Source organism: Micromonospora sp. DT228 (assembly GCF_049841595.1).
Taxonomy (GTDB): domain Bacteria; phylum Actinomycetota; class Actinomycetes; order Mycobacteriales; family Micromonosporaceae; genus Micromonospora.
Window position 1 is genome coordinate 121,894 of sequence record NZ_JBNCKO010000005.1, and the last position, 24,399, is coordinate 146,292.

Consider the following 24,399-nt stretch of genomic DNA (forward strand, 5'->3'; position numbering starts at 1 on the left):
TCGTCCGCGCAGCCTCCGATCCCCCTCGATATGGAGTCCAGTCGATGACTACCGGTCTGGCCCGCGTCACGATCAGCGCGCCGCAACGACGGGTGGACGTCGCCCTGCCGGAGCAGGTGCCCCTGGCCGAGCTGCTGCCCGACGTACTCCGGCACGCCGGCGTCGGGCTGGCCGATGACGGCGAGCAACACGGCGGCTGGGTTCTGCGCCGCACCGACGGCGCGCTGTTGGCGACCGCCCAGGCGCTGCTGCCACAGGGGGTTCGCGACGGTGAGGTGCTGCACCTCGTGCCGGCCCGCGCGCACTGGCCCGAGCTGGAGTACGACGACGTGGTCGAGGCGATCGCCGACGGTGCCCGCCGCCGCGGCGGCGCCTGGTCGCCCACCGCCACCCGGGCCGCCGGTCTGGCCGGCGCGGCCGTGCCACTCAGCGTCGGGCTGCTCGCCCTGCTCGTCGGCGGCCCGACGTACCAGGCCGGCTGGCTGGCCGCCGCCGTGGTGGCGCTGCTGCTCACCGTGGCCGGCGCGGTCGCCTCCCGCGCCAACGGCGACGGCACCGCCGGGGCGACACTCGGTGGCTACGCGCTGCCGTACGCCTTCACGGCCGGCGCCCTCGCGGTCGGCTCCGGCGACCCGGTCGGGCTGTTCGGGCCGGTCCGCTGGGTGGGCGCGCCCGAGCTGCTGGCCGGTTCCGTGGCGCTGTTGTTTGTGGCGCTGCTCGGCCTGCTGGGCGTGGCCAGCCGGCTACGGGTCTTCGTGGCCGGTGTCACGGTCGGCCTGATCGGCGCCGCTGCGGCGCTCGGTGGACTGCTGCTGACCCCGGCCGGCACGGCGGCGGTGCTGCTCAGCGCACTGGTGTTCGCCGTCGGCGTGATCCCGCTGTTGGCCATCCGGCTGGGCAAACTGCCCCTGCCACCGATCACCCTGCCGACGTCGACCCCCACCGAAGGGCCGGAGCGGGCCCGGGACCTGCCGGACCGGAGCCGGGTACACGCCGCGGTGACCCGCACCGAGGAGGTGCTCACCGGGATGTTGATCGGGCACGCCCTGCTGGCGGTGGCCGCCGCGGTCGTACTCGGGGTTGCCGGGGCGACGGCCGGTCGGGTGCTGCTGGCGGTCACCTCGGCGGTGCTGCTGCTGCGGTCGCGGCTGTTCGTGGCGTTGCGACACCGGGTCCCGACGGTGCTGGCCGGGCTGGCCGGCTACACCGTGCTGGGCGCGGTGCTCGTCGGCCGGGCCGACGACGTCGGGCGGCTGGCGCTGGTCCTGGGCGGTGCGGCGCTGGCTCTGGTGGCCGCCGCCAGTGGCACCGGATACGCCCGGCGGCCGGTCTCGCCGTACCTCGGTAGGGTCGCGGACCTCACCGACACGGCCTTGGCGGTCGCGGTGGTGCCGATCGCCTGCGCGGTGCTCGACCTGTACGACCGGGCCCGGGGGCTGCTCGGTTGAGCGGCCACCGGGCCCGTTGCGTCAGCAGTCGTCAGTGCATGGATTCGCCGCGCGCCTCGGCGTCCCTGGCCCGCTTGTAGGAGGCGTGGATCTCGGCCTCGGCCTCGGTGCGGCCGACCCAGGTCGCGCCCTCCACCGACTTGCCGGGCTCCAGGTCCTTGTACACCTCGAAGAAGTGCTGGATCTCCAGCCGGTCGAACTCGCCGAGGTGGTGGATGTCGCGCAGGTGCTCCTGGCGAGGATCCTCGTAGGGCACGCAGAGGACCTTGTCGTCCCCGCCCTTCTCGTCGGTCATCCGGAACATGCCGATGGTGCGGCAGCGGATCAGGCAGCCCGGGAAGGTCGGCTCGGGGACCAGCACCAGCGCGTCCAGCGGGTCGCCGTCCTCGCCCAGAGTGCCCTCGATGAACCCGTAGTCGGCCGGGTACTGGGTGGAGGTGAAGAGGGTGCGGTCCAGCCTGATGCGGCCGGTCTTGTGGTCCACCTCGTACTTGTTCCGGTGACCTTTGGGGATCTCAACCGTCACGTCGAAATCCATCTGCACGCTCCCTCGTCTGCCCACGCTGGCTAACGGAACCACTGGCGGCCCCTCCGGACAGGTGAATGCCCACCCGCCGACTCCGGCCGCCGCATAGTCTTCGGACCGAAGTAGTGTCACCCAAGCCGATTTTCGCTGGGGGAGGAGGGGGTCGTGGGGAGGGAAGATTCACACTACCGCCCGGACGAGGGCTCCGCGCACGGTACCGGACGATCCGGCCCCGGCGGCGCCACGGGTCGGGTCCCCGTGCCCGAGGCCCACCTGCCCCGGGCTCCCGAGCCCGGGACGCCGGCACCCGCGACACCGCCGCCACTGCCGTGGCGTCCACCGGCCGGCCCACCCCCGAACAACCGTCGCTTCCCGGCGGTCGGCACTGACCGACCGACGAGCGGCCCGTCGCGTGGTAGTGCGTCGGTTCCGGTGAGTCCGGCTCCCTCCCGCCCGACCTCGGGTGGCCCGTCGCGTGGTAGTGCGTCGGTTCCGGTGAGTCCGGCTCCCTCCCGCCCGACCTCGGGTGGCCCGTCGCGCGGTAGTGCGTCGGTCCCGGTGAGCCCGGCTCCGCCCGGCCCGTGGCCTGGCCCGAACGCCGCCCCCGGTCGAGTCCCGCCGCTGGGTCCGCCGATCTCCGCGCTGCCGTCGTCCGCCGGTGCCGCGCCGGCGCCCACGCCCGACGCGCCACCTCGTCGGCGGCGGTTGCCGCTGGTGCTGGCCGTCGTGCTGCTGCTGGTGCTCGCCGGCGTCGGAGTCGTCGTCGCCCGACCTGGCCCGGTCGCCGGATGGCTGGGCGACGATTCCGGGTCCGCCCCGAACGCCGCTGGCGTGAGCCCGGAGCCGGACCCGTCGGACGTGCTGCCCGGGCCGGACCCGAACGCTCCGACACCTACCCCGGACGGGGTTCGTGCCGCTCTCGCCCCGCTTGTCGGAGTCGCCGCCCTGGGCGATCGGGTGAACGTCTCGGTGGCCGATGTCATCTCCGGCCAGACGCTGTTCGGCAAGGGGGCGGACGACGGCACCGTGCCCGCCTCGGTGACCAAACTGGCGACCGCGGTGACGGCACTGGCAGCCCGAGGACCCGGCTACCGGATCCCCACCCGCGCGGTGGCCGGCACGAAGGCCGGCGAGGTGGTGATCATCGGCGGTGGCGATCCCACCCTCGCGATCGGCAAGAAGGGCTACTACCCGGGCGCGGCGCGGCTCGACGAGCTGGCCGCCCAGGTGCGTACGGCGCTCGGCGGCACCACCCCGACGAGTGTCACCGTCGACGGTTCGGTCTACTCCGGCCCGGTCTACGGCCCGGGCTGGGACGACGACATCCCCACCGGTGGGTCTGGTGGCGCGGTGACGGCGTTGATGACCGACGGCGCTCGCCGGGACCCGAGTGTCCCGCACGGGGCCGCGGAGCGGTTCGCCGAGCCGGATCTGGCCGCCGGCAGGTCGTTCGCCCGGCTGCTCGGCGTGCCGGGCGACGCCGTGAAGCGTGGCACGGCACCGGCGCCCGCCGCAGCCGGTGGCACGTCGGCGCCGGGCACCGAGCTGGGTGTGGTGCAGTCTCCGCCGATGATCCGCCTGGTCGACATCATGATCAGCGAGAGTGACAACCTGGTGGCCGAGGCGCTGGCTCGGCAGGTCGCGCTGGCCCGCAACCAGCCGGCCTCGTTCGACGGCGGCGCTGCCGCGATGGACGCGGAGGTGGCCGAGCTGGGTCTGCCCGCCGACGAGATCACCCTCTCCGACGGCAGCGGGCTGTCCCGCAACAATCGGATCAGCCCGTCGTTGCTGACCGACCTGCTCCGACTGGCGGCCAGCCCGGACCATCCGGAACTGGCCGGTGTCTTCGGAGGTCTGCCGGTGGGGGGCTGGTCCGGGACCCTAAACGAGCGCTACCGCACGGCTGCCGGCACCGTCGCCGGGGCGGGCAGCGTCCGGGCGAAGACCGGCACACTGACCGCCGTGCACTCCATTGCGGGCCTGGTCACCACCGCCGACGGTCGGCTACTCACCTTCGCGGTGCTCACGGATCGGGTGCCTGGCGGAAAGGAAACCGCCCAACCGGCGCTGGATCGGATCACCGCCGCGCTGGCCGGCTGCGGCTGCCGCTGACCGTCGCCGCCCGAGGTCTGCGGCCCCTGTCGGGGCGGCCATCGCCGTCGATCGCGGACGCGAGCCTGGGCCGGGGTGTCGCGGCGCGGGTACGGTGGGTCCATGGCGCAGTTCGTGGACTGGGATCTGGCCGCCGCCACCGCGGGGGCGTTGAGCAAGTCGGGCCCCCGGGTGTCGTACGCCGAGGCTACCGACGTGGTCGGCGACCTGCGCCGGCTGACCGAAGAGGCGGCCGGGCACGTGGCCGACTACACGGGGCTGCGGGCGCAGGTGGCGCATCCGCCGGTCCGGGTGGTCGACCGGCGCGACTGGGCCGCGACGAACATCGCCGGTCTCCGCGAGGTGATCACTCCGCTGGTGAGCCGGCTGTCCGGCGACAAGCAGCCGAGCGCGTTGACCGAGGCGGTCGGCTCCCGGCTGACCGGGGTGCAGGCCGGCACCGTGCTGGCGTACCTCTCCGGTCGGGTGCTCGGGCAGTACGAGGTCTTCTCGGCCGACCCCGGCCAACTGCTGCTCGTCGCACCGAACATCGTCGAGGTGGAGCGCAAGCTCGGTGCGGACCCGCGGGACTTCCGGCTCTGGGTGTGCCTGCACGAGGTCACCCACCGGACCCAGTTCACCGCCGTCCCGTGGATGCGGGCCTACTTCCTCGGCGAGGTGCAGGCGTTCGTCGACGCCTCGTCCAGCGGCAGCGAGCACCTCGTCGAGCGGTTGCGGCGCGGGGTGGCCACCCTGTCCGAGGCGGTCCGTGACCCGGAGAGCCGCACAAGCGTGCTGGACATCGTGCAGACCCCCGCGCAGCGGGCGGTGCTCGACCGGCTCACCGCGTTGATGACCCTGCTGGAGGGGCACGCCGAGTTCGTGATGGACGGCGTCGGTCCGCAGGTGATCCCGAGCGTGGAGCGGATCCGGGCATCGTTCAACAGGCGTCGGGAGGCCGGCAACCCGCTGGAGAAGGCGATCCGCCGGCTGCTCGGGGTGGACGTCAAGATGCGCCAGTACGCCGAGGGGCGCAAGTTCGTGCACGGCGTGGTGGAGCGGGTCGGCATGGAGGGGTTCAACTCGATCTTCAACTCGCCGCTCACGCTGCCCCGACTGTCCGAGTTGGGTGACCCGGATGCCTGGGTGGCCCGGGTGCACGGCCCGGCCGGCACCATCCCGGCCGCTGGCTGACCGCCCGCCGGTGGCCGCGCTCGCCCCACCACTGGCCGCGATCCGGGTCGCGGTGCGTCGCGCCCTGACCGCTCTGCCGTCCGGTGGGCCGGTGCTCGTGGCCTGCTCCGGCGGCGCCGACTCGCTCGCCCTCGCGGCGGCCACCGCGTTCGTGGCGCCTCGACTGGGCCGCGCCGCCGTGCTGGTCACGGTGGACCACGGATTGCAGGACGGCTCCGCGGAGCGTGCCGAGGCGGTGGCCACCTGGGCCGCCGGGTTCGGTTTCGCGTCGGCGACAGTCGTGCGGGTGGAGGTGGCGGGGCGTCCGGGCGGGCCGGAGGCGGCCGCCCGGGAGGCCCGTTACCAGGCGTTGACCGAGGTGGCCCGGCAGCAGGACGCGGTCGCGGTGTTGACCGGGCACACCCGCGACGACCAGGCGGAGACGGTGCTGCTCGCGCTCGCCCGGGGCGCCGGCCCGCGCGGGTTGGCCGGGATGCCCGCCCGGCGGGACTTGAACGGCGTGCCGCTGCTGCGTCCGCTGCTGGAGATCGGTCGGGAGCAGACGCGCGCCGCCTGTGCCGTGCTCGGGTTGAGCCCGTGGCAGGACCCGCACAACAGCGACCCGTCGTACGCCCGCTCCCGGGTTCGGGTCGACCTGCTGCCGGCGCTGGTGCGGGCGCTCGGACCCGGCGTGGTGGACAACCTCGCGCGTACCGCCGGGCTGGTGGCGGCGGACAACGCCGCGCTCGACGAGTTGGCGGCGGCGGCGCTGGCCGGGGCACGCTGCCCCGATGGAGGGCTGTCCGTGCCCGCGCTTGCCGGTCTGGTTCCCGCGGTGCGCGGCCGGGTGTTGCACTCCTGGGTGCGTGAGGTGGGCGCCCGGCCGGGAGCGCTGTCGCACCGGCACGTCAACGCCCTGGACGCGCTTGTCACCGCCTGGCATGGTCAGGGCCCCACCGATCTGCCCGGTGGCGTCCGGGTGTTCCGCCGCGCCGACCGGCTGGCGGCGGTCACCCCCACCTGACGCCGGTCCCACCGGCACCGGCCCGGATCTCAGCCGCTGTGCGCCCGGTCCCGGAAGGTGGTCCGGTAGCTGTGCGGGGTGGCGCCGACCCGGCGGGTGAAGTGGTGGCGGAGCGCCGCGGCGTCGCCGAAGCCGGACTGGTCGGCGACGGCCTCCACGCTCAACGGGGTCTCTTCGAGCAGTCGCCGGGCGAGCAGCACCCGTTGGTTGGTGAGCCAGTCGTGCGGGGTGGTGCCGGTCTCGGCGCGGAACCGGCGGGCGAACGTGCGGGGTGCCATGCCGGCGCGGGCGGCCAACTCCTCCACGGTGGTCGTCCGGTCCAGGTGACCCATCAGCCACTCCAGCACCGGTTCCAGCGTCGGTGCCTCGGGCGCCTTCGGGATGGGTGCCTCGACGTACTGTGACTGGCCGCCGTCGCGGTGCGGCGGGACCACCATCCGCCGCGCCAGCCGGGTCGCGGTGGCCGAGCCGTGCTCCTGGCGGATCAGGTGCAGGCAGGCGTCGATGCCGGCCGCCGTGCCAGCGCTCGTGAGCAGCCGGCCGTCCTGGACGTAGAGCGAGTTGCAGCGCACCCGGGCGCGTGGGTGCCGGCGTTGCAGCTCGTCCACGTACCGCCAGTGGGTCGTGCACTCCCGGTCGTCGAGCAGCCCGGCCTCGCCGAGCAGGAAGGCGCCGGAGCAGACGCTGAACAGGTGCGCTCCGCGGGCGTCGGCCCGGCGCAGCGCGTCGAGCACCGGCCCGGGGACGGCGGTGCCCTGGCTGTGCGCGGGGATGGCCACCAGGTCGGCCTCCTCCAGGGGGCCGAGGTCGGCGTGCGGGGTGAGGTGGAAGCCGGACGACGTACGCACGGCCTCGCCGTCCGGGCTGCACAGCTGGAAGCGGTAGCCGGGAAAGCCGTCGGCGGTGCGGTCGGTGCCGAACACCTCGGCGAGTACGCCGAGCTCGAAGGGGGCGACCTGGTCGAGGGTGAGGACGGCGATGGACCGGAGCATGTGACGAGGGTAACCCGAGAGGTGGCAGTAAATCGATGACCAATGGCATTGCTGCCACTGTCCGGTCGGCGCGAGAGGTCGCAGACTTGTCTCAGTCCGGTGCGCACCGGCGGCGAAACCGACAGCAATCATGCGAAAGTGAGCGCCGCCATGGAGTTCCTGCTCTTCCTCCTCTTCCTCGTCCTGCTCGTCGCCGCCTCGGCGGCCGGCCTGACCGTCGACAGTCACGATTCGGCGGACTGGAAGCCCAGTGACGACGGCCGCCGCTGGCGGTCACGTACCAACTGATGTCATTAGCGCTGTTTGCGCAGAAAATCCCGGGCGGGACCGCGCCAAAAGGTGCGGCCCCGCCGACGGAGGCCATCCGACGTACGGCAGGCTAGGAGTCATGGCTGACGGCTCCTGGTACGACGCCGACATCGACCACGTGATCATTTCCGAGGCGCAGATTCGCGAGAAGACGGCGGAGCTCGCCAAGCAGGTCTCCGCCGACTACTCCCACGTGAACGACGGGCTACTGCTCGTGTGCGTGCTCAAGGGTGCGGTGATGTTCATGGCGGACTTCGCCCGGGCGCTGGGCCGCAACGGCCCCCCGGCCGAGCTCGACTTCATGGCCATCTCCTCCTACGGCCAGGGCACCACCTCGTCCGGGGTGGTCCGCATCCTCAAGGACCTGGACCGGGACATCGCCGGTCGGCACGTGGTGGTCGTCGAGGACATCGTCGACTCCGGGCTCACTCTCTCGTGGCTGCTGCGCTACCTGGAGTCCCGCTCGGCCGCGAGCGTCGAGGTCGTCGCGCTGTTCCGCAAGCCGGACGCGGTAAAGGTGCCGGTCCCGGTCAAGTACGTCGGCTTCGACATCCCCACCGAGTTCGTGGTCGGCTACGGCCTGGACTTCGGTGAGCGTTACCGGGAGCTGCCGTACGTCGGGGTGCTCAAGCCCGAGGTCTACGCCCGCTCCTGACGCCTGTCGCGAGCCCACCGGGGTGACCCCGTTGGGGCGTGAGGTCGACTCGCATCGGCATTCATCGAGCCGACGTTCAGCGCGCTCTCAGCTCTTGCGGCTACCGTGGACCCGGTGGCCCGGAGGTTACTCCGCGCCCGACCCCCTCGGCCGCGTGATCGGGCCCGTCGGGTGGCCGGGCCGGACTCCCCGCCACGCCGGTTTCCACCCGGACCCGCCGTACGCGGGTCGCGGGGCTGGTGGGCCTGCCCACGGTGCGTGCCATCGATATGAAAGGTGCGCCCAGTGCGGGGCTCGCGAGCTCGCTCCTCGCGTACACGGTGTACCGTCGAATGACCGCGGCGCGGCAGTTTTAGCGCCTCGGGGTCGAGGCCGCCCCGCATGGCAGCTCCGACCGCCGCTCACCGCGGCGACACCAATCAGATGGTCAGGACGTCGATCAGGAGGATGCGGGCGCTCCGGCGCTCGACAACAGTATGGAACGTACGCGTTTCTTCCGCCGACCGGTGGTCTGGATCATCCTGGTCATCCTCGGCGCAGTTGTGCTCAGTCAACTGTTCACCGCTGGTCCCAGCTACCACCGCGTGGACACTTCCGTTGCGCTCGATCAGCTCCACACCGCCAAGATCAATAAGGTGGTCTTCCAGGACAAGGAGCAGACGCTCCAACTGGACCTGGCCCAGAAGACCAAGTTCGGCAAGACCGAGACCAACAAGATCGAGGCGCAGTTCCCGTACCAGGTCGGTGACGAGGTCTGGAACGAGGTGCTGGACGCCAAGGCGAACAACCGGGTCACCGGCCCGGCCGACGCCAAGGTCTCGTCGGACAGCATCTGGGTGAGCCTGCTGGTCAACCTGCTGCCGATCGCGCTGCTCGTCCTCCTGCTGCTGTTCTTCATGTCGCAGATGCAGGGTGGCGGCTCCCGGGTGCTCAACTTCGGCAAGTCCAAGGCGAAGATGATCACCAAGGACACTCCGAAGACGACCTTCGCGGACGTCGCGGGTGCCGAGGAGGCCGTCGAAGAGCTGTACGAGATCAAGGACTTCCTGCAGAATCCGGCGAAGTACCAGGCCCTGGGTGCCAAGATCCCGAAGGGCGTGCTGCTCTTCGGCCCGCCCGGCACGGGTAAGACGCTGCTGGCCCGCGCGGTCGCGGGTGAGGCCGGGGTGCCCTTCTACTCGATCTCCGGCTCGGACTTCGTGGAGATGTTCGTCGGTGTCGGCGCCAGCCGCGTCCGTGACCTGTTCGAACAGGCCAAGACGAACGCCCCGGCGATCGTCTTCGTCGACGAGATCGACGCCGTCGGCCGGCACCGTGGCGCCGGCATGGGTGGCGGTCACGACGAGCGCGAGCAGACGCTCAACCAGCTCCTCGTCGAGATGGACGGCTTCGACACCAAGGGCGGCGTGATCCTGATCGCCGCGACCAACCGGCCGGACATCCTCGACCCGGCGCTGCTGCGCCCGGGCCGGTTCGACCGGCAGATCCCGGTGGACGCCCCCGACATGGAGGGCCGCAAGGCCATCCTGCGGGTGCACGCCAAGGGCAAGCCGTTCACCCCCGACGTCGACCTTGACGCGGTGGCCCGTCGCACGCCGGGCTTCAGCGGCGCCGACCTCGCCAACGTGATCAACGAGTCGGCCCTGCTCACCGCTCGCAAGGAGCAGCGGGCGATCTCCAACGACTCGCTCGAAGAGTCGATCGACCGGGTGGTCGCCGGTCCGCAGCGACGGACCCGCGTGATGAGCGACAACGAAAAGAAGATCACCGCGTACCACGAGGGTGGGCACGCGCTTGTCGCCTGGGCGCTGCCGCACGCCGCGCCGGTGCACAAGGTGACGATCCTGTCCCGTGGTCGCTCGCTGGGCCACACCCTGGTGCTCCCGACCGAAGACAAGTACACCCAGACCCGCGCCGAAATGATCGACACCCTGGCGTACGCGCTGGGCGGCCGGGCCGCCGAGGAGCTGGTCTTCCACGAGCCCACCACGGGTGCCGGCAACGATATCGAGAAGGCCACCCAACTGGCCCGCGCGATGATCACCCAGTACGGCATGAGCTCCAAGCTCGGCGCGATCAAGTACGGCACCAGCGGAGACGAGCCGTTCCTCGGCCGCAACATGGGCCACGAGCGGGACTACTCGGACTCGGTGGCCGCCGAGATCGACGGCGAGATGCGGGCACTTGTCGAGCTGGCGCACGACGAGGCCTGGGAGATCCTGGTGGAATACCGGGACGTCCTGGACAACATCGTGCTTGAGCTGATGGAGAAGGAAACCCTCTCCACGGCCGACATGGCGCGGATCTGCTCCCGGGTGGTCAAGCGCCCGCCGCTGGCACCGTACAACGGCTTCGGCAAGCGGATGCCCTCCACCGAGCCGCCCGTGCTCACCCCTGCGGAGAAGGACAAGCTCAAGGCGCAGGCCCAGGCCGACGGCGCGCAGGCGTCCGTCGGTGGCGGGGCGCCGTCCAACAACTCGGACGGCACCCACTGAGCAACGACCCGACGGCCAGCTCCCCCCACCGGGAGCTGGCCGTCTCCGCGACCGAACCCGACGGCGACGACGAGCTGGACTACGTCGCCGCCCGGCTGATCAGCGGCAAGCTGACCGGCCGCCCGGTCGAGGACGCCGTCGACCTGGGTCGGATCGAGAAGGCCGTCCGCGAGATCCTGATCGCGGTCGGCGAGGACCCGGACCGCGACGGGCTCCAGCAGACGCCGGCCCGGGTCGCCCGCGCGTACGCCGAACTCTTCGCCGGCCTGCGGGTCGACCCGGCCCAGGTGCTCAGCACCACCTTCGAGGCCAACCACGAAGAGCTGGTGATCGTTCGGGACATCGACGTGATGAGCCTCTGCGAGCACCACCTGCTGCCGTTCCGCGGCAGCGCGCACATCGGCTACATCCCCGGCCCCGACGGGCGGATCACCGGCCTGTCCAAGCTGGCCCGACTGGTCGAGGTCTTCGCCCGCCGGCCCCAGGTGCAGGAGCGGCTCACCTCGCAGGTCGCCGACCTGCTGATGAGCAAACTCGCACCCCGCGGCGTCGTCGTCGTGCTCGAGTGCGAGCACATGTGCATGGCGATGCGCGGCATCCAGAAATCCGGTGCCAAGACCATCACGTCGGCGGTGCGCGGCATCCTGCAGACGGACTCCAAGTCCCGTGCCGAGGCAATGGCCCTGATCATCCCCCGCTGACAGCCCGACGTGCCCCGGCCGGCCGACCCCTGCGGGGGCCGGCCGGCCGTTGCCTTCCCGCCGTCCGCTCTCCTGCCCGGCGCCGACCAGCCGGGCAGGTCAGCCGGCGAGCAGGACCAGCAGCAGGCCCGCCGTCACCAGCACCGCCGGCACCAGGCACACAAGCGCGCCGAAGCGCACCGTGCGGTCCAGCCGCTCGGCGGGGCTCACCCGAAACAACCGCCCGATGCCCACCCAACCGGCGACGAACGCGACCGCCGGCATCGGCAACCCACAGATCAACGCGGCCACACTTGCCGCTCCCACTCCCGTCGCCGCGTACACCGCCACCTGGATCAGCGGCACCACAAGCGCCAGCGGCCCGTACACCAGAAGGTTGCGCAGCCGCGCCGGCCAGGATCCGGGCCGCAACCGTCGCCGCGCCGCCAGGGCCGCGTCCGCCGCCTCGGCCCGACCCCGCGCGGCCCGCAGCGCCGCCAGCACGGCCGCCGGACCGCCCGCCATCGACCGGGACGCCTCGGTCAGCTCCGGCGGTGACGGCACCAAAGAAATCGCTGGTACGCCCAACTCGCGCAGCCGTTCCTGCTGGCTCGCCAGCCCGGTACGGACCACCGTCAGCTCCTCCCGGGCGGTCTCCGCCGACCGGGCCTGCTCACCGGCGGCAGCGGCCGCACTGCGGCGTACCGCGTCCAGCTGGCGGGCCGCGGCCAGGTACTCCGCCCAAGCGGTGCTGGGCTCGGCCGCAGCCTGGGTGACGTCCCCGCTCGGCGCGGCGACCCGCTGCCGCCCCGGCCCGGTCACCGTCGCCTCCGGACTCATCTCGACACCCCCTGCCCGCGCCACCGGATCACCCGGCCTCGTCGGCGAACGGCACCAGGACCGTGCCCCGCTCGTCCGGACCGTCCCAGAGCACCGCCCGGTCCGGGCGGGCCCGCCACTCCACCGCCCGGCCGAAGACGGGGGTGAGCTGCGCGACCGGCACGTCCAGCACGACCACGGCGGCCAACTTGTCGACCTCGCCCGCCGGCTCGAACAGCGCGGCGAACGGGGGCACCGCACGCCACCAACCCAACAGGTGTCGCCCGGTCGGCGGTCCGTTACGCAGCAGCGCACGCAACCGGTCCACCGGCAACTCCCGGGGGCCCGGCCGGTCCAGCCCGAAGGCCACCAGATACGTCGGCAGTTCGTCGGCGGGGGCCGCTAGCAGCGTCGGCAGATCCACCAGCTCGGCCGGATGCCGGGCGGCCAGCTCCGCAGTCAACGCCTCCGCCAGCGCCCGAGCGCCCGGGTCCGGCACCGCCACCAGGAAACGTGCGGTGCCCGGCGCGTGATGGTCCGCGGTGCTCCGTGCGGCCGTCGCCAGCAACCCGCCCGCCGCGGCACCCGAGCCGAGCACCGCGAGGTTGCGGCCCGCGGCCGGACCCAACGGTACGGCGACAGTCGAACGGGCCACGTCCACCGCGCGACCCAGCAGGGCCGCCGGCCCGTGCGACTGCCCCGCCAACGCCGCCCGGTACCGCGGATCGTTGCCGAGCAGCGGGCGAGCATATCCGGCGAAGACGACCGGCGGCACCGACCCGGCCGGCCGTGCCGCCCACAGCTCTCGCCGCAGCCCCTCCACCACCGCCGGGTGGTCCTGCGGATCAGGGTGCCGGATCAGCCGTTCATGACCTCGGATCGCACCCCGGGGGCCCCCGAGCCCGCCGGCGGTGTTCACCACCGCGCTGCCCACCGGCAGCCCGGCGGCCGAGTCGTTCGTCGGCTCCAGCACCGGACTGCCACCCGGCAGCGCCACCCGCACCGGAAACTGCCCGAGCACCGAATCCCGGTGACCCCCGTCGGTACGGGCGCTCAACCCCAACTCGCCCGCACCGGCCAACACCAGGTGCACGCCGTACGCCCGACCGGCCCGCGCCAACCCGTCCAACTGGGCGGACAGCTCGGCGGCCAGCCGGTCCCGCTCGGCGAAGAGCAACGGCACGTTGTCCAACACGCAGACGATCCGGGGCAGCGACCGGTGCTGACGCAGCTCGGCGAAGCGTTGACCGCCGGCCCGCGCCCCAGCCTCCGTCCTCCGCTGCACCTCGGCCGTCAACTCGTCGAGCACGTCCCGGACGTACTCCCGATCGGCGGCCATCGCGGCAGCGCGCACCTGCGGAATCCACGACCGGTCCCGCTCGGTCTGCAGAAACTCCACGAACGACTCACCGTCGCCGAGATCCACCAGGTAGAGCGCCAACTCGTCCGGACCGTAGCGAGCCGCCAACCCCAGCAACGCGGTGGTCAGGAACGCCGCGCGACCCGCCGCGGACCGTCCACTGACCAGCCAGTGCGGGGTCAGCTCGGTGAAACCCAACGGCACCGACCGGCCCCCGGCATCACCGACCGTGGTGGTCAGCCCGTCCGCGGAATCCGACTCCCACAGATGCTCACCCGTCGCCGGCAGCAGAGCCGCCAACCCCAACCGCGAGCCCGCCTCCACCTGCTCGGCCAGCCGTCGACACACCGCGTCGACCAGCTCGACCGGCGGGTCCGCCTCGACGAAGACCGGCGAGTTCAGTCCGCCCGGCGGATCCGCGCCCGGACCCGCGAAGGACGCGCTCGGCGGGTCACCGAGCAACGCGTACGCGTTGCGCAGCGCCAGCGATGTGGTGTGCGGCAGCGCGGCCCGAGTCGCGTACGGGCCGGCCGGAGGCCAGCCGGCCACCACCAGGTGCAGACCGGCGGCGGGCCCCTGCTCGGCGAGCGCCTCGATGCGCGCCAGATCGGCCGGGCCAGTCGACTCCGGCAGAGCGGCGAACACGAGCAACAGCGTGCGGTCGTGCCGACGTCGTCCGCTGGCCCCCGGAGTCACCCACTGCTCCGCCTCCGTCAGCACCGCGCGCAGCCCCGCCACGTCCACCGCCGCCGGCGGCAGCAGGCCAGCATCAGCGAGCGCTCCGAACGGGGTCAGCGCCGCACCCGTGGCATCGACCGCGCGAATCAACAGCGCACCCGCAGGCGTCGCCGCCAACAACCGCAGGAGTACGGCCCGGAGTAACCCGGCCACCCGTGGCTCCCGAGCGTCGGCGTCCACGCTGAGGTGACCGGTGCCCACCAGTGGCACCAACGCGGGAAAGCGGGCATCGTCCAACGGCGCCGCCGTGCCGACCCGGACGAACGGCGGCGGACCGTCACCCGCCGGAGAGTCCACGCTGAGCGAGTCCAACGCGGCGCCCGCCCACCCCGGGGCCAACCGCGCGGCGGCCGCCCGAAGACGATCGGCCAGCTCGTACTGCCGGCGCTGGTCGGCAGGAGCTGGTCGCGTCTCGTCCAGAATGCCGGCGGCAGCGGTCGCGACGGCCGCCGCCCGGCGATGCAGGGCAGCGGCGCGGTTCGTGCGTGCCTTCGGACCGGCCACCGCATCCACCCCCTCTGCCCGAGGTTGGCAACCCCTCCCGAGCAGAGACGGTATCCCAGCCGAGGCCGCTCCTCCGGGAGGTGCCACGGCGCTGCGCCGGTGATGTCGTGGATCTCACCGATGGGTAGGGGTCCGTCACGATCCGCTGGATCTGGGGCATTGGCTCCGGGCCGTCCAGCCGATAGCGTCAGGAGGTGGAATCAGTGCAGCCCCCCGCCGGTTCCCAGGTCTCCCACGTACCGGCCCAACGGGCACCATCCGAGCAGCTGCCACCTGCCCCGGCACCGCCGGCGCCGCAGCCGCCGCGCCGCCGAACGCGGACGGTGCTCACGGTGGTCGCCGGTGTGCTTGCGCTGCTCTGCGTCGGCGGGCTCGCCATGGGCCTTGTGCTGTACCACCGCGCGTCCACCCCGGACCGCAGCACTCCTGATGTAGTGGTAGCGAACTACATCCAGTCCTTCCTTGCGGACCGCAACGACGCGAGAGCGAACGAGTTCGCGTGTGAGAGCGGTACAGACCTTAACGATCTGCGGCTTCTTAGGAACGACCTGGTAGCGCGGGAAAAGGGCTTCAACACGACGATCTCAACCAGTTGGGAGAGCTTCGATATCGACCGGCAGGGCGACTTCGCCATCGTCGAGGTTGACATAATCCTATCGGCCTTCGTGGACGGGATATCACAAAGCGATCGCCAGCGTTGGCGATTTGAGACGCGGCAGCAAGACGGCTGGCGAGTGTGTAAGGCCGATAGATCTTGAGGGATTTACTCAATCCACAGCAAATGTACCGGAACCTCCAGTGTGGTGGGCGACTGGCCGCGCCAGGCCCAGCGGTACCACTCCACCTCCGGCGTGATCCGGACGCAGATGTCCCCCTCGGCACCTGAGTAGGTCTCGGTGACCGCCCGCAGATCCCGGCGCTCCAGACCGCCCTCGACGTGCACCACGCGGCGGCCGGTGACGGCGTCGGCCTCGAAGACGGGCGTGGGGGCCCGGTGCGCTGGGCCGTCCAGCGAGACCAACCGGATGCCGGTCTCGCGAGGGCTCTCCGACTCCGGCCGGCTGCCAACGGTCTCCACCCAGACCCGTTCCACCGGCACCAGTGGCGCGAACACCTCGACCTGGTCGGCCTCGGCCCGGTACCACTCGTGCTCGGGAATCACCGGGACATAGGTCCGGGCGCTCTGCACCACCCGGTCGTCCGCGCGTAGGTCTCCTCGCCAACCCAACCCCGGCAGACCGACCAGCACCCGTCGCCCGCGTAGCTCCACCCGCTCGGTGGCGGGAACCATTGCCATCGGGCGGGGTGGCCGGGGCGCCCAGTCGGGCTGGTCGGCGAAGGGGTCCGGCATCGGTCCGGTCATGCCCGTGGTGGCCTCACTCGGCGGCGCGCAGCGGGGCACCCCGCTCGCGCATGAACGGGATCGGATTCACGGCGCCGGAGGAGTCGCGGTTGTTGCGTAGGTGCACCTCGAAATGCAGGTGTGGGCCGGACGAGTTGCCGCTGCTGCCCACCTGGCCTATCACCTCACCGGCAGCAACCATCTGCCCTTCTCTGACGCGGGGCCGGACCACCATGTGGCAGTACCGCGTGATGTAGCCGCCGGCATGCAGGAGGTCAACGAACCAGCCGCAGCCACCCTTGTCGGGGAACCCGTCTACGTCGCAGTCCTCCCGCAGGCGGTGGTCCGGGTCGCATTTGGCGACCAGCACCCGGCCGGCCGCTGCGGCGCGGATCTCCGTCCCCTTGGCCGCGCCAATGTCGACCCCGTCGTGGCCGGGTCGGCTGGCGGTGCGGAAGCCGGAGCCGACGTCGCCAGGGATCGGCGCGGTCCAGCCGGAGGCAGCGATCTCGCCACGCTCAGCCGCGTTGCACACTGCCTTGCCGTTGATCTCGACGGTGCGCGCCGCGCCGCCCGCAAGGGCGTCAACGATCTTGCTGGCCACCTCCTCGTGCTTGGCGTACGCGTCTGGATAGGCGCTTACCTGCACCTGCTGTGCCACCACGGTCAGTGGCCGGCGTTGCCAGCTCCGCACCTTGACGAGCTTCTCGTAGAACTTGCGAGCGGTGTACGCGGGTGTCATCCGCTCGGCGACCGACCCCCAGCCGGGCCGCTGCTGGAAAAGGCCCAGCGAGTCGTGGTCGGCTCCGACTCCCTCGTGTGGCAGGGCCAAGGACGCGGGAACGCCGCTGTTCGCCAGGTTGCGCAGGGCGGACTCCTGCATCGCGGTGGCCAGGGCGATCACCCAGCCCCGCGAGGGCACCTTAAGATCCTGGCCGACCTTGATGATGATCGCGGCGTTGCGGACCTGTGCGTCGCCGTACTCGGTGAACCTCGGCAACTCGCCGGCGATGTCCACCGGACGAATCGGGCCGCAGCCCCAACCGGCCAGGGTGTCCCCGTTCTCCGCGTCGCCACCGAGCCCGCTGAGGAAGAACGCGGCGGTGCCGCCGGTGCAACAGAGCAGGAGCAGCACGCCGGTGAGGATCGTGGCGATCAAACCGATCCGCAGGGACCGGCGCGGAGTGGCCGCGCCACCGCCGACGGTCATTGCCGTTCCCAATCGACCACGTCGACCAGCCAGCCGTTGTCGTCGACGACCAACTCCAGCCGGAGCCGCCCGCTGTCGAGGGGCAGCAGCACCTCGACGAACGTCTGGGTGCGTGCCCGCACCTCCGGTGGCCCGGTTATCCTCTCGGCCGGAACCCCGCCGGGGTCGACGCCGGACAGCTTCTCGGTCAACGCCGATGTCGACAGCGGGCGCAGGCCGGCCTGCCACTGTTCGGCGGCCATCCCGGGTTGGCCTAGCCAGGCCTTGGCGAACCGGTCGGCGGTCTGCTCGGGCGTGCGGGCACCCGCCGGAGTGACCGGCGACGGCGGAGCCTCGGTGGCCTTCACGCCATCATCGCCGGCCGTCGGGTCCACTGTGGTGATCGGCCGCTCCGGTCGGTTGCTCAGCCCGTCCGCCGGACCGGGCGGACCGGAGACCAGGCGGGCGGCCCCGATCACACCGAAGATGAGCACCGCGATCACCAGCGCCACCCCCAGTCGGGACCGCAGCGCTCGGGTGAAGAGGAACTCCAGGGCCCGTCGCATCGCCGTCACCGGGCCTCTGAGCGCACCCGCGGTCCGGTACGGTCCGGCGCGCGCTCAGAGGAGCCCGGTCGGTAAACCACGAACGACGGATTCTCGGCTGGCACGTCGGGTTCGGTCCAGGTCGCCGGCTGCCGCCGCCGAGGCTGGGGCGGAACCTTACGGCCCCGGCCACCGGTCTCCTCCGTTGCCTCATCGGCGCGTTCCTGACCGTCCGGGCGCGCGTTGCCGGTCCGTTGGGCCGCCACCGGAGGGGTCGGCGTCGGCACCGGGTCCTCCCTGCGCGCCTCCGGGCGCAGCCGGGTCTGCTCGGCGTCCGGCGACCGACGACGTCCGCCCACCGGCTCTGCCGTGCCACCGGGCTCCACCACGTCGAGCCGCGCGGCGACCCGCATGTCCCGGAAGAACCGACGGTGCCAGGAGCCGGCCGAACTGACCGCTTCGCTGCTGTCCTTACCGCCGAGCTGGGTTATCCGCCGGTACGGACGCAGCAACAGCCAGCCGACCACCCCGCAGAGCCAGACCAGCACCACCTGAAGCCAACCGGGCAGGGTGGGCGTGCTCATGATCAGATCGACAGCGAACAGGTAGATGGCGGCCCCGGTGCCGAAGATGGCGATGTTGAAGATTGCGGCAACGACCGCATTGGCCAGCCGGCGCAGCCCGGCGCTCGCCGGACGGAGCAGACCGATCGTGCCGAGGATCGGCGCGGCGATCACTGCCCACCGGAAGATTAGGAAACCAAGCAGCACCAGCACCGACGCGGTGAGATCGAACATGGCGAAGAGCACTGCCGCAAGCACCGCTATGAAACCAGAGCCGATTCTGTCCATGTCGCGGGTGCCCATCAGGTATTCATACGCCTCTGGGTCCTCAATCTTAATCTGCTCCGCGATTGTCATCCATTGTTGCTGCTTGGCTTTGATGACCACATCACGAGTAGCGGGATTCGAACGGATTGATTCAACTTCACCCCAGCTAAGCGACTTAGCGTCGTAAAGGGCCCGGCCGTACTTCGTGGCGGTCTCGCTTTCGGCTGAGCCGAGCACACCACGCAGCCAGTTGCGGTAGAGCATCGACTCGGTTGCGGTGTCGCTGGCCCGGACGGCTGGGGGCCGCTTGTCAACACAAGCCTCCGGGTTTGGTAGTACGCACTTGTCGGCCGGGATGTCCCTGGACGCCGGGCCGATAGCGTCATGCACGACGCCGAGGGAGGTGATCAGGGTGCCGTCGGCGATGTTCGCCGACTTGACCGGCCAGGCCGCCAACGCGGTGACGGCTACCATCACCAGCAACGCCCAGCCAGCCGTCGTCATCGCATTGCTCATATCAGACTGGCGGGAGCGCCAAAGTAAGTAAAGGCCTACCACGCAAAGCGTGATAATCCCGAATACGCTGAATACCTTCTGATACACGGCTTTGGTTGCCTCCTCAACCAACGGGTCGGCCCAACTCCACATAGAGCGGGGATCCCAAGCCCGCTCCCGCATCGCGTTGGAGGCACCTACCACCGCCGTGGCGACCATAAGCTCGCCGTTGGCGACCGTGGTGGTGAACTTGTAATCCGGGTGGAGGACAGTAGAGGCGCAACCACCCTCCACGTCGTACGTGTTGAAGCTGTATCCGCCGTAGCCGTAGTCGCTGTAGATGCCTTTTGGCCCTGGCAACTTTGATGATTCCGGGCGGGAGGCGAACCAACCAGCTAGGCCGGAATCCGGAGCGGATGGCACGGGTGGCTTCCTGCAATCAATCTCAGCCTCGCTGACCTTCTTGAGTTTCCCCACGCAGGCACGGAAGTCGGCCTGCCACTCCTTGGTCGTGCAGAGGTCGGCGCGGGCCTGGGCGACGGGCGGTGCGGCGGCTGCGGCCTCCGCGCCGATCAGCGGCCAGGAGAGGGTGGCCCCGGCCAGTACGCCGAGGGCGAGCAGGAACGACGCGATCCGTGCCCAAGCCCTCGCCATGTCACGCCTCCAGATCCGGCAGGGAGATGCTCGGTAGCACGCCGGCCGCCGCGGCGATCGCGGCGGGCGTGGTGTCGAGGTGGTCCAAGAGCCCTTCGACGTACGAGACGTCGACGCGGACCTTCTGCACGCGGCCGTCGACGTCGCGCATCACGAACTCGCGGAAGCCGAGGCGGGTGGCTGAGCTGGTGTCGGCGGCGGAGAGCGAGGCGAGGGTGGCTTCGTACCCGTCGTTTACCGGCACCCGTAGCAGCCGTAGCGCTTCGGAGGCGATCTCGGCGTCTTCGGCGATCCGGCCGACGAAGACCGTGGAGACCAGGTTTTGCACGTCGAGGCCGAGGATGTCGCGCGGGTTCTGCGAGGCGACCAGGGCTGCGAGGTTCCATTTGCGGGAGTCCCGGGCGAGCCGGACGAGGAACGAACGCCCGGACCGCCAGCCCTCCATGAAGTGCGCCTCGTCGAGACCGACGAGCTTGCGTGACGACATCGACCCGCCGTAGCAGCGGCGGACGGCGAGGCGGTGCGCGGTGTGCAGCATCGGCAGGGCCAGCGCCTCCTCGGCGGACCAGTACTCGCGTTCGATCTTGAGGTCGGGCAACCGCAGCCCAGCCATGGTGATCACGGTGAGTGCGGCGTCGGCACCGAGCAGCCCCTCGGGTGGCCGTCCGAAGAACAGCATGGCCAGTGGCATCTCGGCGGTGTCCAGCAGGAGGTTGGCCAGCTCCTTGCCGGCGTCGTCGTCGAGACGACCGAGGCAGCTCACCACGTCGTCCAGGGTGGACGTCTCTTCGGCGGGGACCTGCCGGACCGCGTGCCGGAACAGGGTGGCGGTCGACGCCTCGCGGGCCACCTGCGGCGGTACGAGCATCATGCAGATGTCCTGGACCAGCATCCGCCGCTCGGCGCGGGCGTTGGAGACCGCGATCTCGAACTCCCGGTCGCCGGCCGCGCCGGCAGCGAACTCGGTACGCAGTGGTGTGGGAATGAGTGAGTAGGGCGCCAGGGTGCCGTGCTCCGAACCGGTCAGGTTCAACACCCGGGAGTACGGTCGCAGCTCGGGCATCGCGCAGAGTCGGGCCAGCGGACCGGACGGGTCGAGCAGGGTTACCTGGACACCTCTGCGGGCTGCCAGGTAGCCCAGCGCGCCGAGCAGGGTCGACTTGCCGCCGCCTGGTTCGGCGACGAAGACCGCCAGCCCGGAGCGTTCGCGGACCTCCATGGGGAAGTGCAGGTCGAGGAAGACCGGCCGGCGGCAGGTGCCGGCGGTCCGGCCGATCAGGTCGCCCCGCCGGTCGCCCACGTTCGAGGCGGCCTGGGGGAGCGCGGCGGCGAGCAACGGCACCGGCATGCGGCGGACGTAGCCGGTGTTGGCGATCGGTTCGCCGGGGATGAACTCGCGGGCCAGCCAGTCCTGGTTCTTGGGGTGTTGCAGGGAGATGCGCAACTCCCGGGAGTAGAGCTGGATGAGCCGGCGGGCACGTTCCAGGCATTCCTCCCTGGTCCGGCCGCCGACGGCGATCCGGTGCCAGCCGTGCGCACGGGCCGAGTCGACCGGCAGGCCGGTGGTCATCTCGTCGCCGATCACCAGCGCGCGCTTGGCCAGTCGCTCCAGCTCCGGGGGTGCGTCGATGCCGTGCTCGGCGTAGTCGAGCTGCTGCGAGCGGATCATGCGCAGCCGGTGTTCGAGATTGCGGAAGGAGTCACCGGAGCCGAGGATGTCGACGCGGGTGGAGATTTCCATCGGCCACGGCAGCCGCTCGTGGAAGTGCAGCCAGGGCTCGTGCCGCTCGGGGATCTCCAGCGGCTCCATCCGGCCGACGGCGAGCACAGCCACGTGCCGTTCCTCGCCGGTCATCCGGTTGACGAGTTTCACTGTCGAGCCGTACGGGGTGCGGTAGCGCTCCACCTGTTCGGTCAGGGCGAGCAGGTCACCGCGTTCCCAGTGCCCGTCGGTGACGGGGGAGAGGGTGCCGGGCGGGGACATGCACAGTGCCACCGAGCGATAGAGCAGCCACTCCAACTCCTGGGCGGTGACCCGCCGGCCGCGCATGCCGAACGCGCCGAGCACCTCGTCGAACTGTTCCACGGTGCGGCCCAGCTTGCGGCGTTCGCCATCGGCGGTGCCCCGACCGAAGGTGCGCAGCAGCCGCTCGGTGAGCGAGTCGCCGAGGGACCGGCGGGCGAAGGTGACGCCCAGGTAGGTCTGGCCCTCGGCGTGGTTGACAGCCATCAGGTGCCGCTGGGCGGCGACCAGGTGGTCGGCCCAACCGGTGGTGCCGGCGACGTCGGCGAGCGGCGCGGGGGTGTGTGCGTCGATGGTGCGCGCCCACTCGTCTGCGGGGAACGGCCGGGTGGTGCGGCGCAGGTGCAGCCGGAAGCCCGCCAGGCCGGCGTACTGCTCGGAGATGGCTGACAGCAGCGCTTCGCGTTCGGCGTCCGGCCGGAATGCCCAGCGGACCTCGGGCAGCCAGTACCAGGCGGTCACGGTGTTGGGGGTGAAGGTCAGGTGACCGGCGATCTCGGTGATGGCCAGCTCGACCGACGGGTCCCGATCGCCAAATTTGATCTTCGGAGCGCGGACCCGGGTCGGTTTGGTCGGCCGGCTCGCGGCCCGCTGTCGGGACGGGGCGATCTCCCGGCCGGGCGGCTCGGTGTCAGGGCCCTCGGGCCGACCCGAGTCCGCGGCGCGCCGCGGCGTGCGCTCCAGCGCCGGCCGATCGGTGGGCCCGGTGCTGGGCGGCTGCTCAGCCGGGGCTGTCGGCCGGGCCGGTTGAGGTGCCGGCCGGCCCGTCTGCGTCGTTGACCGACCCTCCGGAGTGGCCGTCGGACGGCGGCTCGGTGTGGTGCCCGCTGGCCTGCTGACGGGACCGGTGCTTGCCGGTGGTGTGGTGGGGGTCCGGTCGGGCTCAGCTGGTGGATGGAGCATCGGCAGCCGATCGCCGGCCTGGTGCGGCACCCGGGACTCGCTGGCCGCAAGGCCACCGCCGTGGCGTGGCTCGACGGACCGGCGGCCGCCGCGGGGCTGGTCGTCGGGCGTCCATGGTGGTTCCAGCTCGGGAACCGGACGGGCCGGCGCCGCGCCGACCTGCGGCGGTGCCTGCGGTGGGGGCGCCGGCTGCTCCTGGGTGCTCGGGCCGGCCGTGACGGCTCGCGCGGCGCCGGGCCGTGCCCCACCGAAGAGGTCGAGGAAGGGGGAGTCGATGTCGGCGTTCTCGCCGGCCGACACCGCGCTGGGCTCTGCGGGTGGCGTCCGGCGGGGGATCGGCCGGGGCGCCTGGAACACGCCCACCGCCCCGTGACCGGGCGACGTCACAAGCGCGGGATCGAGCGCCACCTCGTCCTCGTCGTCGGCGTAGTCGAATGATTGCGCACGGTGACCGGCTGGCACGGCCGGGTGGCCGGCCGGGGAGCCCGGCGTGGACGAGCGACTCATGCGACCGCCTTAAGGCCTGTTTCATCAGAACTGGCCGGCCTTGTGAAGCAGGCCCTGGCGAAGGGCGGCAGGCTCTCACCCGCGTCGTGTGACGAACCGATCGACGTACGCCCGGTCATGCCAGCTCCTCCCGGATCCTGATCCGGCTGCCGACCAGGCGCGGGTCGCGCTGCTCGATCGCCGGCTCCCGGGTGCGCCGCCAGTCGGTCAGCGCGGTGCGGATGACCACCCGCGCCGGCCGATCGGGGTCGACGTGCCGGAAGATGAACGACGTGGTCACGATGGCGAGCGCGATCTCCCAGGCCGGGAAGAGCTCGACCGTAAACGTGAACAGCCAGTGGATGAACATGTAGAGGGGGACCAGCAGCATGAAGAGCCCGTACTGGGCGTAGGGCAGGTGGACCGGAAGGGTGTAACCGGGCGGCCCGAGGTAGACCAGGCGGGCCCGGTAGATGTCGTCGTCGGTGCGCAGCCGCATCTGGTGAACGCGCCTATTCGAAGATCAGGTCGATCAGGTAATCACCGACGAAGAAGAGTGTTGCCGCGCCGGCGATGAAGGCGAGCCCGACGATCGCGATCGCCGAGCTGGTCAGCACCTTGGAGATCTCGCCCCGGCTGGCCCGACCGATGAAGATGACGCCCAGGACGGCGAGCAGGATCGGCGCGATCTTGCCGGCGAAGAATTTGACCACACCGTCGGTGTCGATCCCCTTCGGTGCCGGCTCGGCGAGCGGAGCCGACGCCAGGGTGGAGAGCGCGTGGGCGACGCCTGACGACGCCGTCTCCATGAGCTCGAAGGCGATCACTGGAACCTCCCCTTAGCGCGGCCGGCGGTGCCGCGGCGGTGCAATAGGCGAGCCTGGCGAGGAATCTGCTCCGCAGGGCGCAGCGTTCTTGACCCTGCGTTCGTTACTCACCACGGAGGGTGGCGAGGTTTGGGCGGATTTTCCCCGCTTCGGCCCTCCCTTCAAGCTTCGCCATCTCGATGCTGGCCAATTCCAAAGCGTACGGGCCGCCCCGGATTGCGACAAGCCGCGAAGGGACGGCCCGATCCTGCCTGAATGACCGATCGTACACCTGTTCTAATGAGCACGTCA

Annotated in this window: 21 protein-coding genes; 9 read left to right on the forward strand and 12 right to left on the reverse strand. The window is 71.5% G+C overall.

What is annotated here, in order from left to right; translation table 11 throughout:
- Positions 1-44: 44 nt before the first annotated feature.
- Positions 45-1,448, forward strand: coding sequence for a type VII secretion integral membrane protein EccD (gene eccD, locus ACLQ29_RS12340; RefSeq protein WP_425771747.1), 1,404 nt, complete (start codon positions 45-47; stop codon positions 1,446-1,448).
- 31 nt (positions 1,449-1,479) lie between these two features.
- Here eccD and ACLQ29_RS12345 read toward each other — a convergent pair whose 3' ends face one another.
- Positions 1,480-1,986, reverse strand: a complete 507-nt coding sequence (locus ACLQ29_RS12345) for an inorganic diphosphatase (RefSeq protein ID WP_099849144.1) — start codon at positions 1,984-1,986, stop codon at positions 1,480-1,482.
- Positions 1,987-2,616: 630 nt separating this feature from the next.
- On the opposite strand from ACLQ29_RS12345, the gene dacB reads away from it, so the two are divergent.
- From dacB to tilS, 3 genes are all read left to right on the forward strand, one after another.
- Complete coding sequence (dacB, locus tag ACLQ29_RS12350; RefSeq protein ID WP_425772034.1) at positions 2,617-4,086, forward strand: D-alanyl-D-alanine carboxypeptidase/D-alanyl-D-alanine endopeptidase; 1,470 nt, start codon at positions 2,617-2,619, stop codon at positions 4,084-4,086.
- Positions 4,087-4,188: 102 nt separating this feature from the next.
- The gene (locus tag ACLQ29_RS12355; protein WP_393369392.1) at positions 4,189-5,259 is read left to right on the forward strand and encodes a zinc-dependent metalloprotease; all 1,071 of its coding nucleotides are present in this window, start codon (positions 4,189-4,191) and stop codon (positions 5,257-5,259) included.
- A gap of 10 nt (positions 5,260-5,269) precedes the next feature.
- Positions 5,270-6,262: a tRNA lysidine(34) synthetase TilS gene (tilS, locus tag ACLQ29_RS12360; protein ID WP_425771748.1), complete on the forward strand. Its 993-nt coding sequence runs from the start codon at positions 5,270-5,272 to the stop codon at positions 6,260-6,262.
- A gap of 29 nt (positions 6,263-6,291) precedes the next feature.
- Here tilS and ACLQ29_RS12365 read toward each other — a convergent pair whose 3' ends face one another.
- The gene (locus ACLQ29_RS12365; RefSeq protein WP_425771749.1) at positions 6,292-7,254 is read right to left on the reverse strand and encodes a GlxA family transcriptional regulator; all 963 of its coding nucleotides are present in this window, start codon (positions 7,252-7,254) and stop codon (positions 6,292-6,294) included.
- A 138-nt stretch (positions 7,255-7,392) separates the two neighbouring features.
- On the opposite strand from ACLQ29_RS12365, the gene ACLQ29_RS12370 reads away from it, so the two are divergent.
- Positions 7,393-7,542: a hypothetical protein gene (locus tag ACLQ29_RS12370; RefSeq protein ID WP_355032650.1), complete on the forward strand. Its 150-nt coding sequence runs from the start codon at positions 7,393-7,395 to the stop codon at positions 7,540-7,542.
- Positions 7,543-7,642: 100 nt separating this feature from the next.
- On the forward strand, positions 7,643-8,218 hold the full coding sequence (hpt, locus tag ACLQ29_RS12375) for a hypoxanthine phosphoribosyltransferase (protein ID WP_357252898.1): 576 nt from the start codon (positions 7,643-7,645) through the stop codon (positions 8,216-8,218).
- Positions 8,219-8,637: 419 nt separating this feature from the next.
- Here the strand turns inward: hpt and ACLQ29_RS12380 are convergent, their stop codons facing one another.
- Complete coding sequence (locus ACLQ29_RS12380; RefSeq protein WP_393370471.1) at positions 8,638-8,835, reverse strand: hypothetical protein; 198 nt, start codon at positions 8,833-8,835, stop codon at positions 8,638-8,640.
- Between ACLQ29_RS12380 and ftsH the strand changes: the two genes are divergently transcribed.
- On the forward strand, positions 8,746-10,713 hold the full coding sequence (ftsH, locus tag ACLQ29_RS12385) for an ATP-dependent zinc metalloprotease FtsH (RefSeq protein WP_425772035.1): 1,968 nt from the start codon (positions 8,746-8,748) through the stop codon (positions 10,711-10,713). The two genes, ACLQ29_RS12380 and ftsH, sit on opposite strands and share 90 nt — an antisense overlap.
- 35 nt (positions 10,714-10,748) lie before the next feature.
- Complete coding sequence (folE, locus tag ACLQ29_RS12390) at positions 10,749-11,414, forward strand: GTP cyclohydrolase I FolE (RefSeq protein WP_030328001.1); 666 nt, start codon at positions 10,749-10,751, stop codon at positions 11,412-11,414.
- 99 nt (positions 11,415-11,513) lie between these two features.
- On the opposite strand, the gene ACLQ29_RS12395 is transcribed toward folE, so the two are convergent.
- Positions 11,514-12,233, reverse strand: coding sequence for a hypothetical protein (locus ACLQ29_RS12395; protein ID WP_425771750.1), 720 nt, complete (start codon positions 12,231-12,233; stop codon positions 11,514-11,516).
- A gap of 28 nt (positions 12,234-12,261) precedes the next feature.
- Positions 12,262-14,823 (reverse strand): FtsK/SpoIIIE domain-containing protein, encoded by a 2,562-nt coding sequence (locus ACLQ29_RS12400; RefSeq protein WP_425771751.1) that lies wholly within the window; start codon positions 14,821-14,823, stop codon positions 12,262-12,264.
- Positions 14,824-15,017: 194 nt separating this feature from the next.
- Between ACLQ29_RS12400 and ACLQ29_RS12405 the strand changes: the two genes are divergently transcribed.
- Complete coding sequence (locus tag ACLQ29_RS12405; RefSeq protein WP_425772036.1) at positions 15,018-15,572, forward strand: hypothetical protein; 555 nt, start codon at positions 15,018-15,020, stop codon at positions 15,570-15,572.
- Between the two features lie 5 nt (positions 15,573-15,577).
- Here the strand turns inward: ACLQ29_RS12405 and ACLQ29_RS12410 are convergent, their stop codons facing one another.
- The 7 genes from ACLQ29_RS12410 to ACLQ29_RS12440 form a co-directional block, all read right to left on the reverse strand.
- The gene (locus ACLQ29_RS12410; protein WP_425771752.1) at positions 15,578-16,177 is read right to left on the reverse strand and encodes a hypothetical protein; all 600 of its coding nucleotides are present in this window, start codon (positions 16,175-16,177) and stop codon (positions 15,578-15,580) included.
- Positions 16,178-16,190: 13 nt separating this feature from the next.
- Positions 16,191-17,366 carry a M23 family metallopeptidase gene (locus tag ACLQ29_RS12415; RefSeq protein WP_425771753.1) on the reverse strand — a complete coding sequence of 392 codons (1,176 nt, stop codon included), beginning with the start codon at positions 17,364-17,366 and terminating at the stop codon, positions 16,191-16,193.
- Positions 17,363-17,920 (reverse strand): hypothetical protein, encoded by a 558-nt coding sequence (locus ACLQ29_RS12420; protein WP_425771754.1) that lies wholly within the window; start codon positions 17,918-17,920, stop codon positions 17,363-17,365. The genes ACLQ29_RS12415 and ACLQ29_RS12420 overlap by 4 nt, the downstream gene beginning before the upstream one ends.
- Positions 17,917-19,869, reverse strand: coding sequence for an MFS transporter (locus ACLQ29_RS12425; protein ID WP_425771755.1), 1,953 nt, complete (start codon positions 19,867-19,869; stop codon positions 17,917-17,919). Before ACLQ29_RS12425 ends, ACLQ29_RS12420 begins: the two co-directional genes overlap by 4 nt.
- Position 19,870: 1 nt before the next feature.
- Positions 19,871-23,302 carry an ATP-binding protein gene (locus tag ACLQ29_RS12430; RefSeq protein WP_425771756.1) on the reverse strand — a complete coding sequence of 1,144 codons (3,432 nt, stop codon included), beginning with the start codon at positions 23,300-23,302 and terminating at the stop codon, positions 19,871-19,873.
- Between the two features lie 115 nt (positions 23,303-23,417).
- On the reverse strand, positions 23,418-23,780 hold the full coding sequence (locus ACLQ29_RS12435; protein WP_357252872.1) for a hypothetical protein: 363 nt from the start codon (positions 23,778-23,780) through the stop codon (positions 23,418-23,420).
- Positions 23,781-23,793: 13 nt separating this feature from the next.
- A complete protein-coding gene (locus tag ACLQ29_RS12440; RefSeq protein WP_238682298.1) occupies positions 23,794-24,108 on the reverse strand; it encodes a hypothetical protein in 315 nt (104 codons plus the stop codon).
- Positions 24,109-24,399 lie beyond the last annotated feature (291 nt).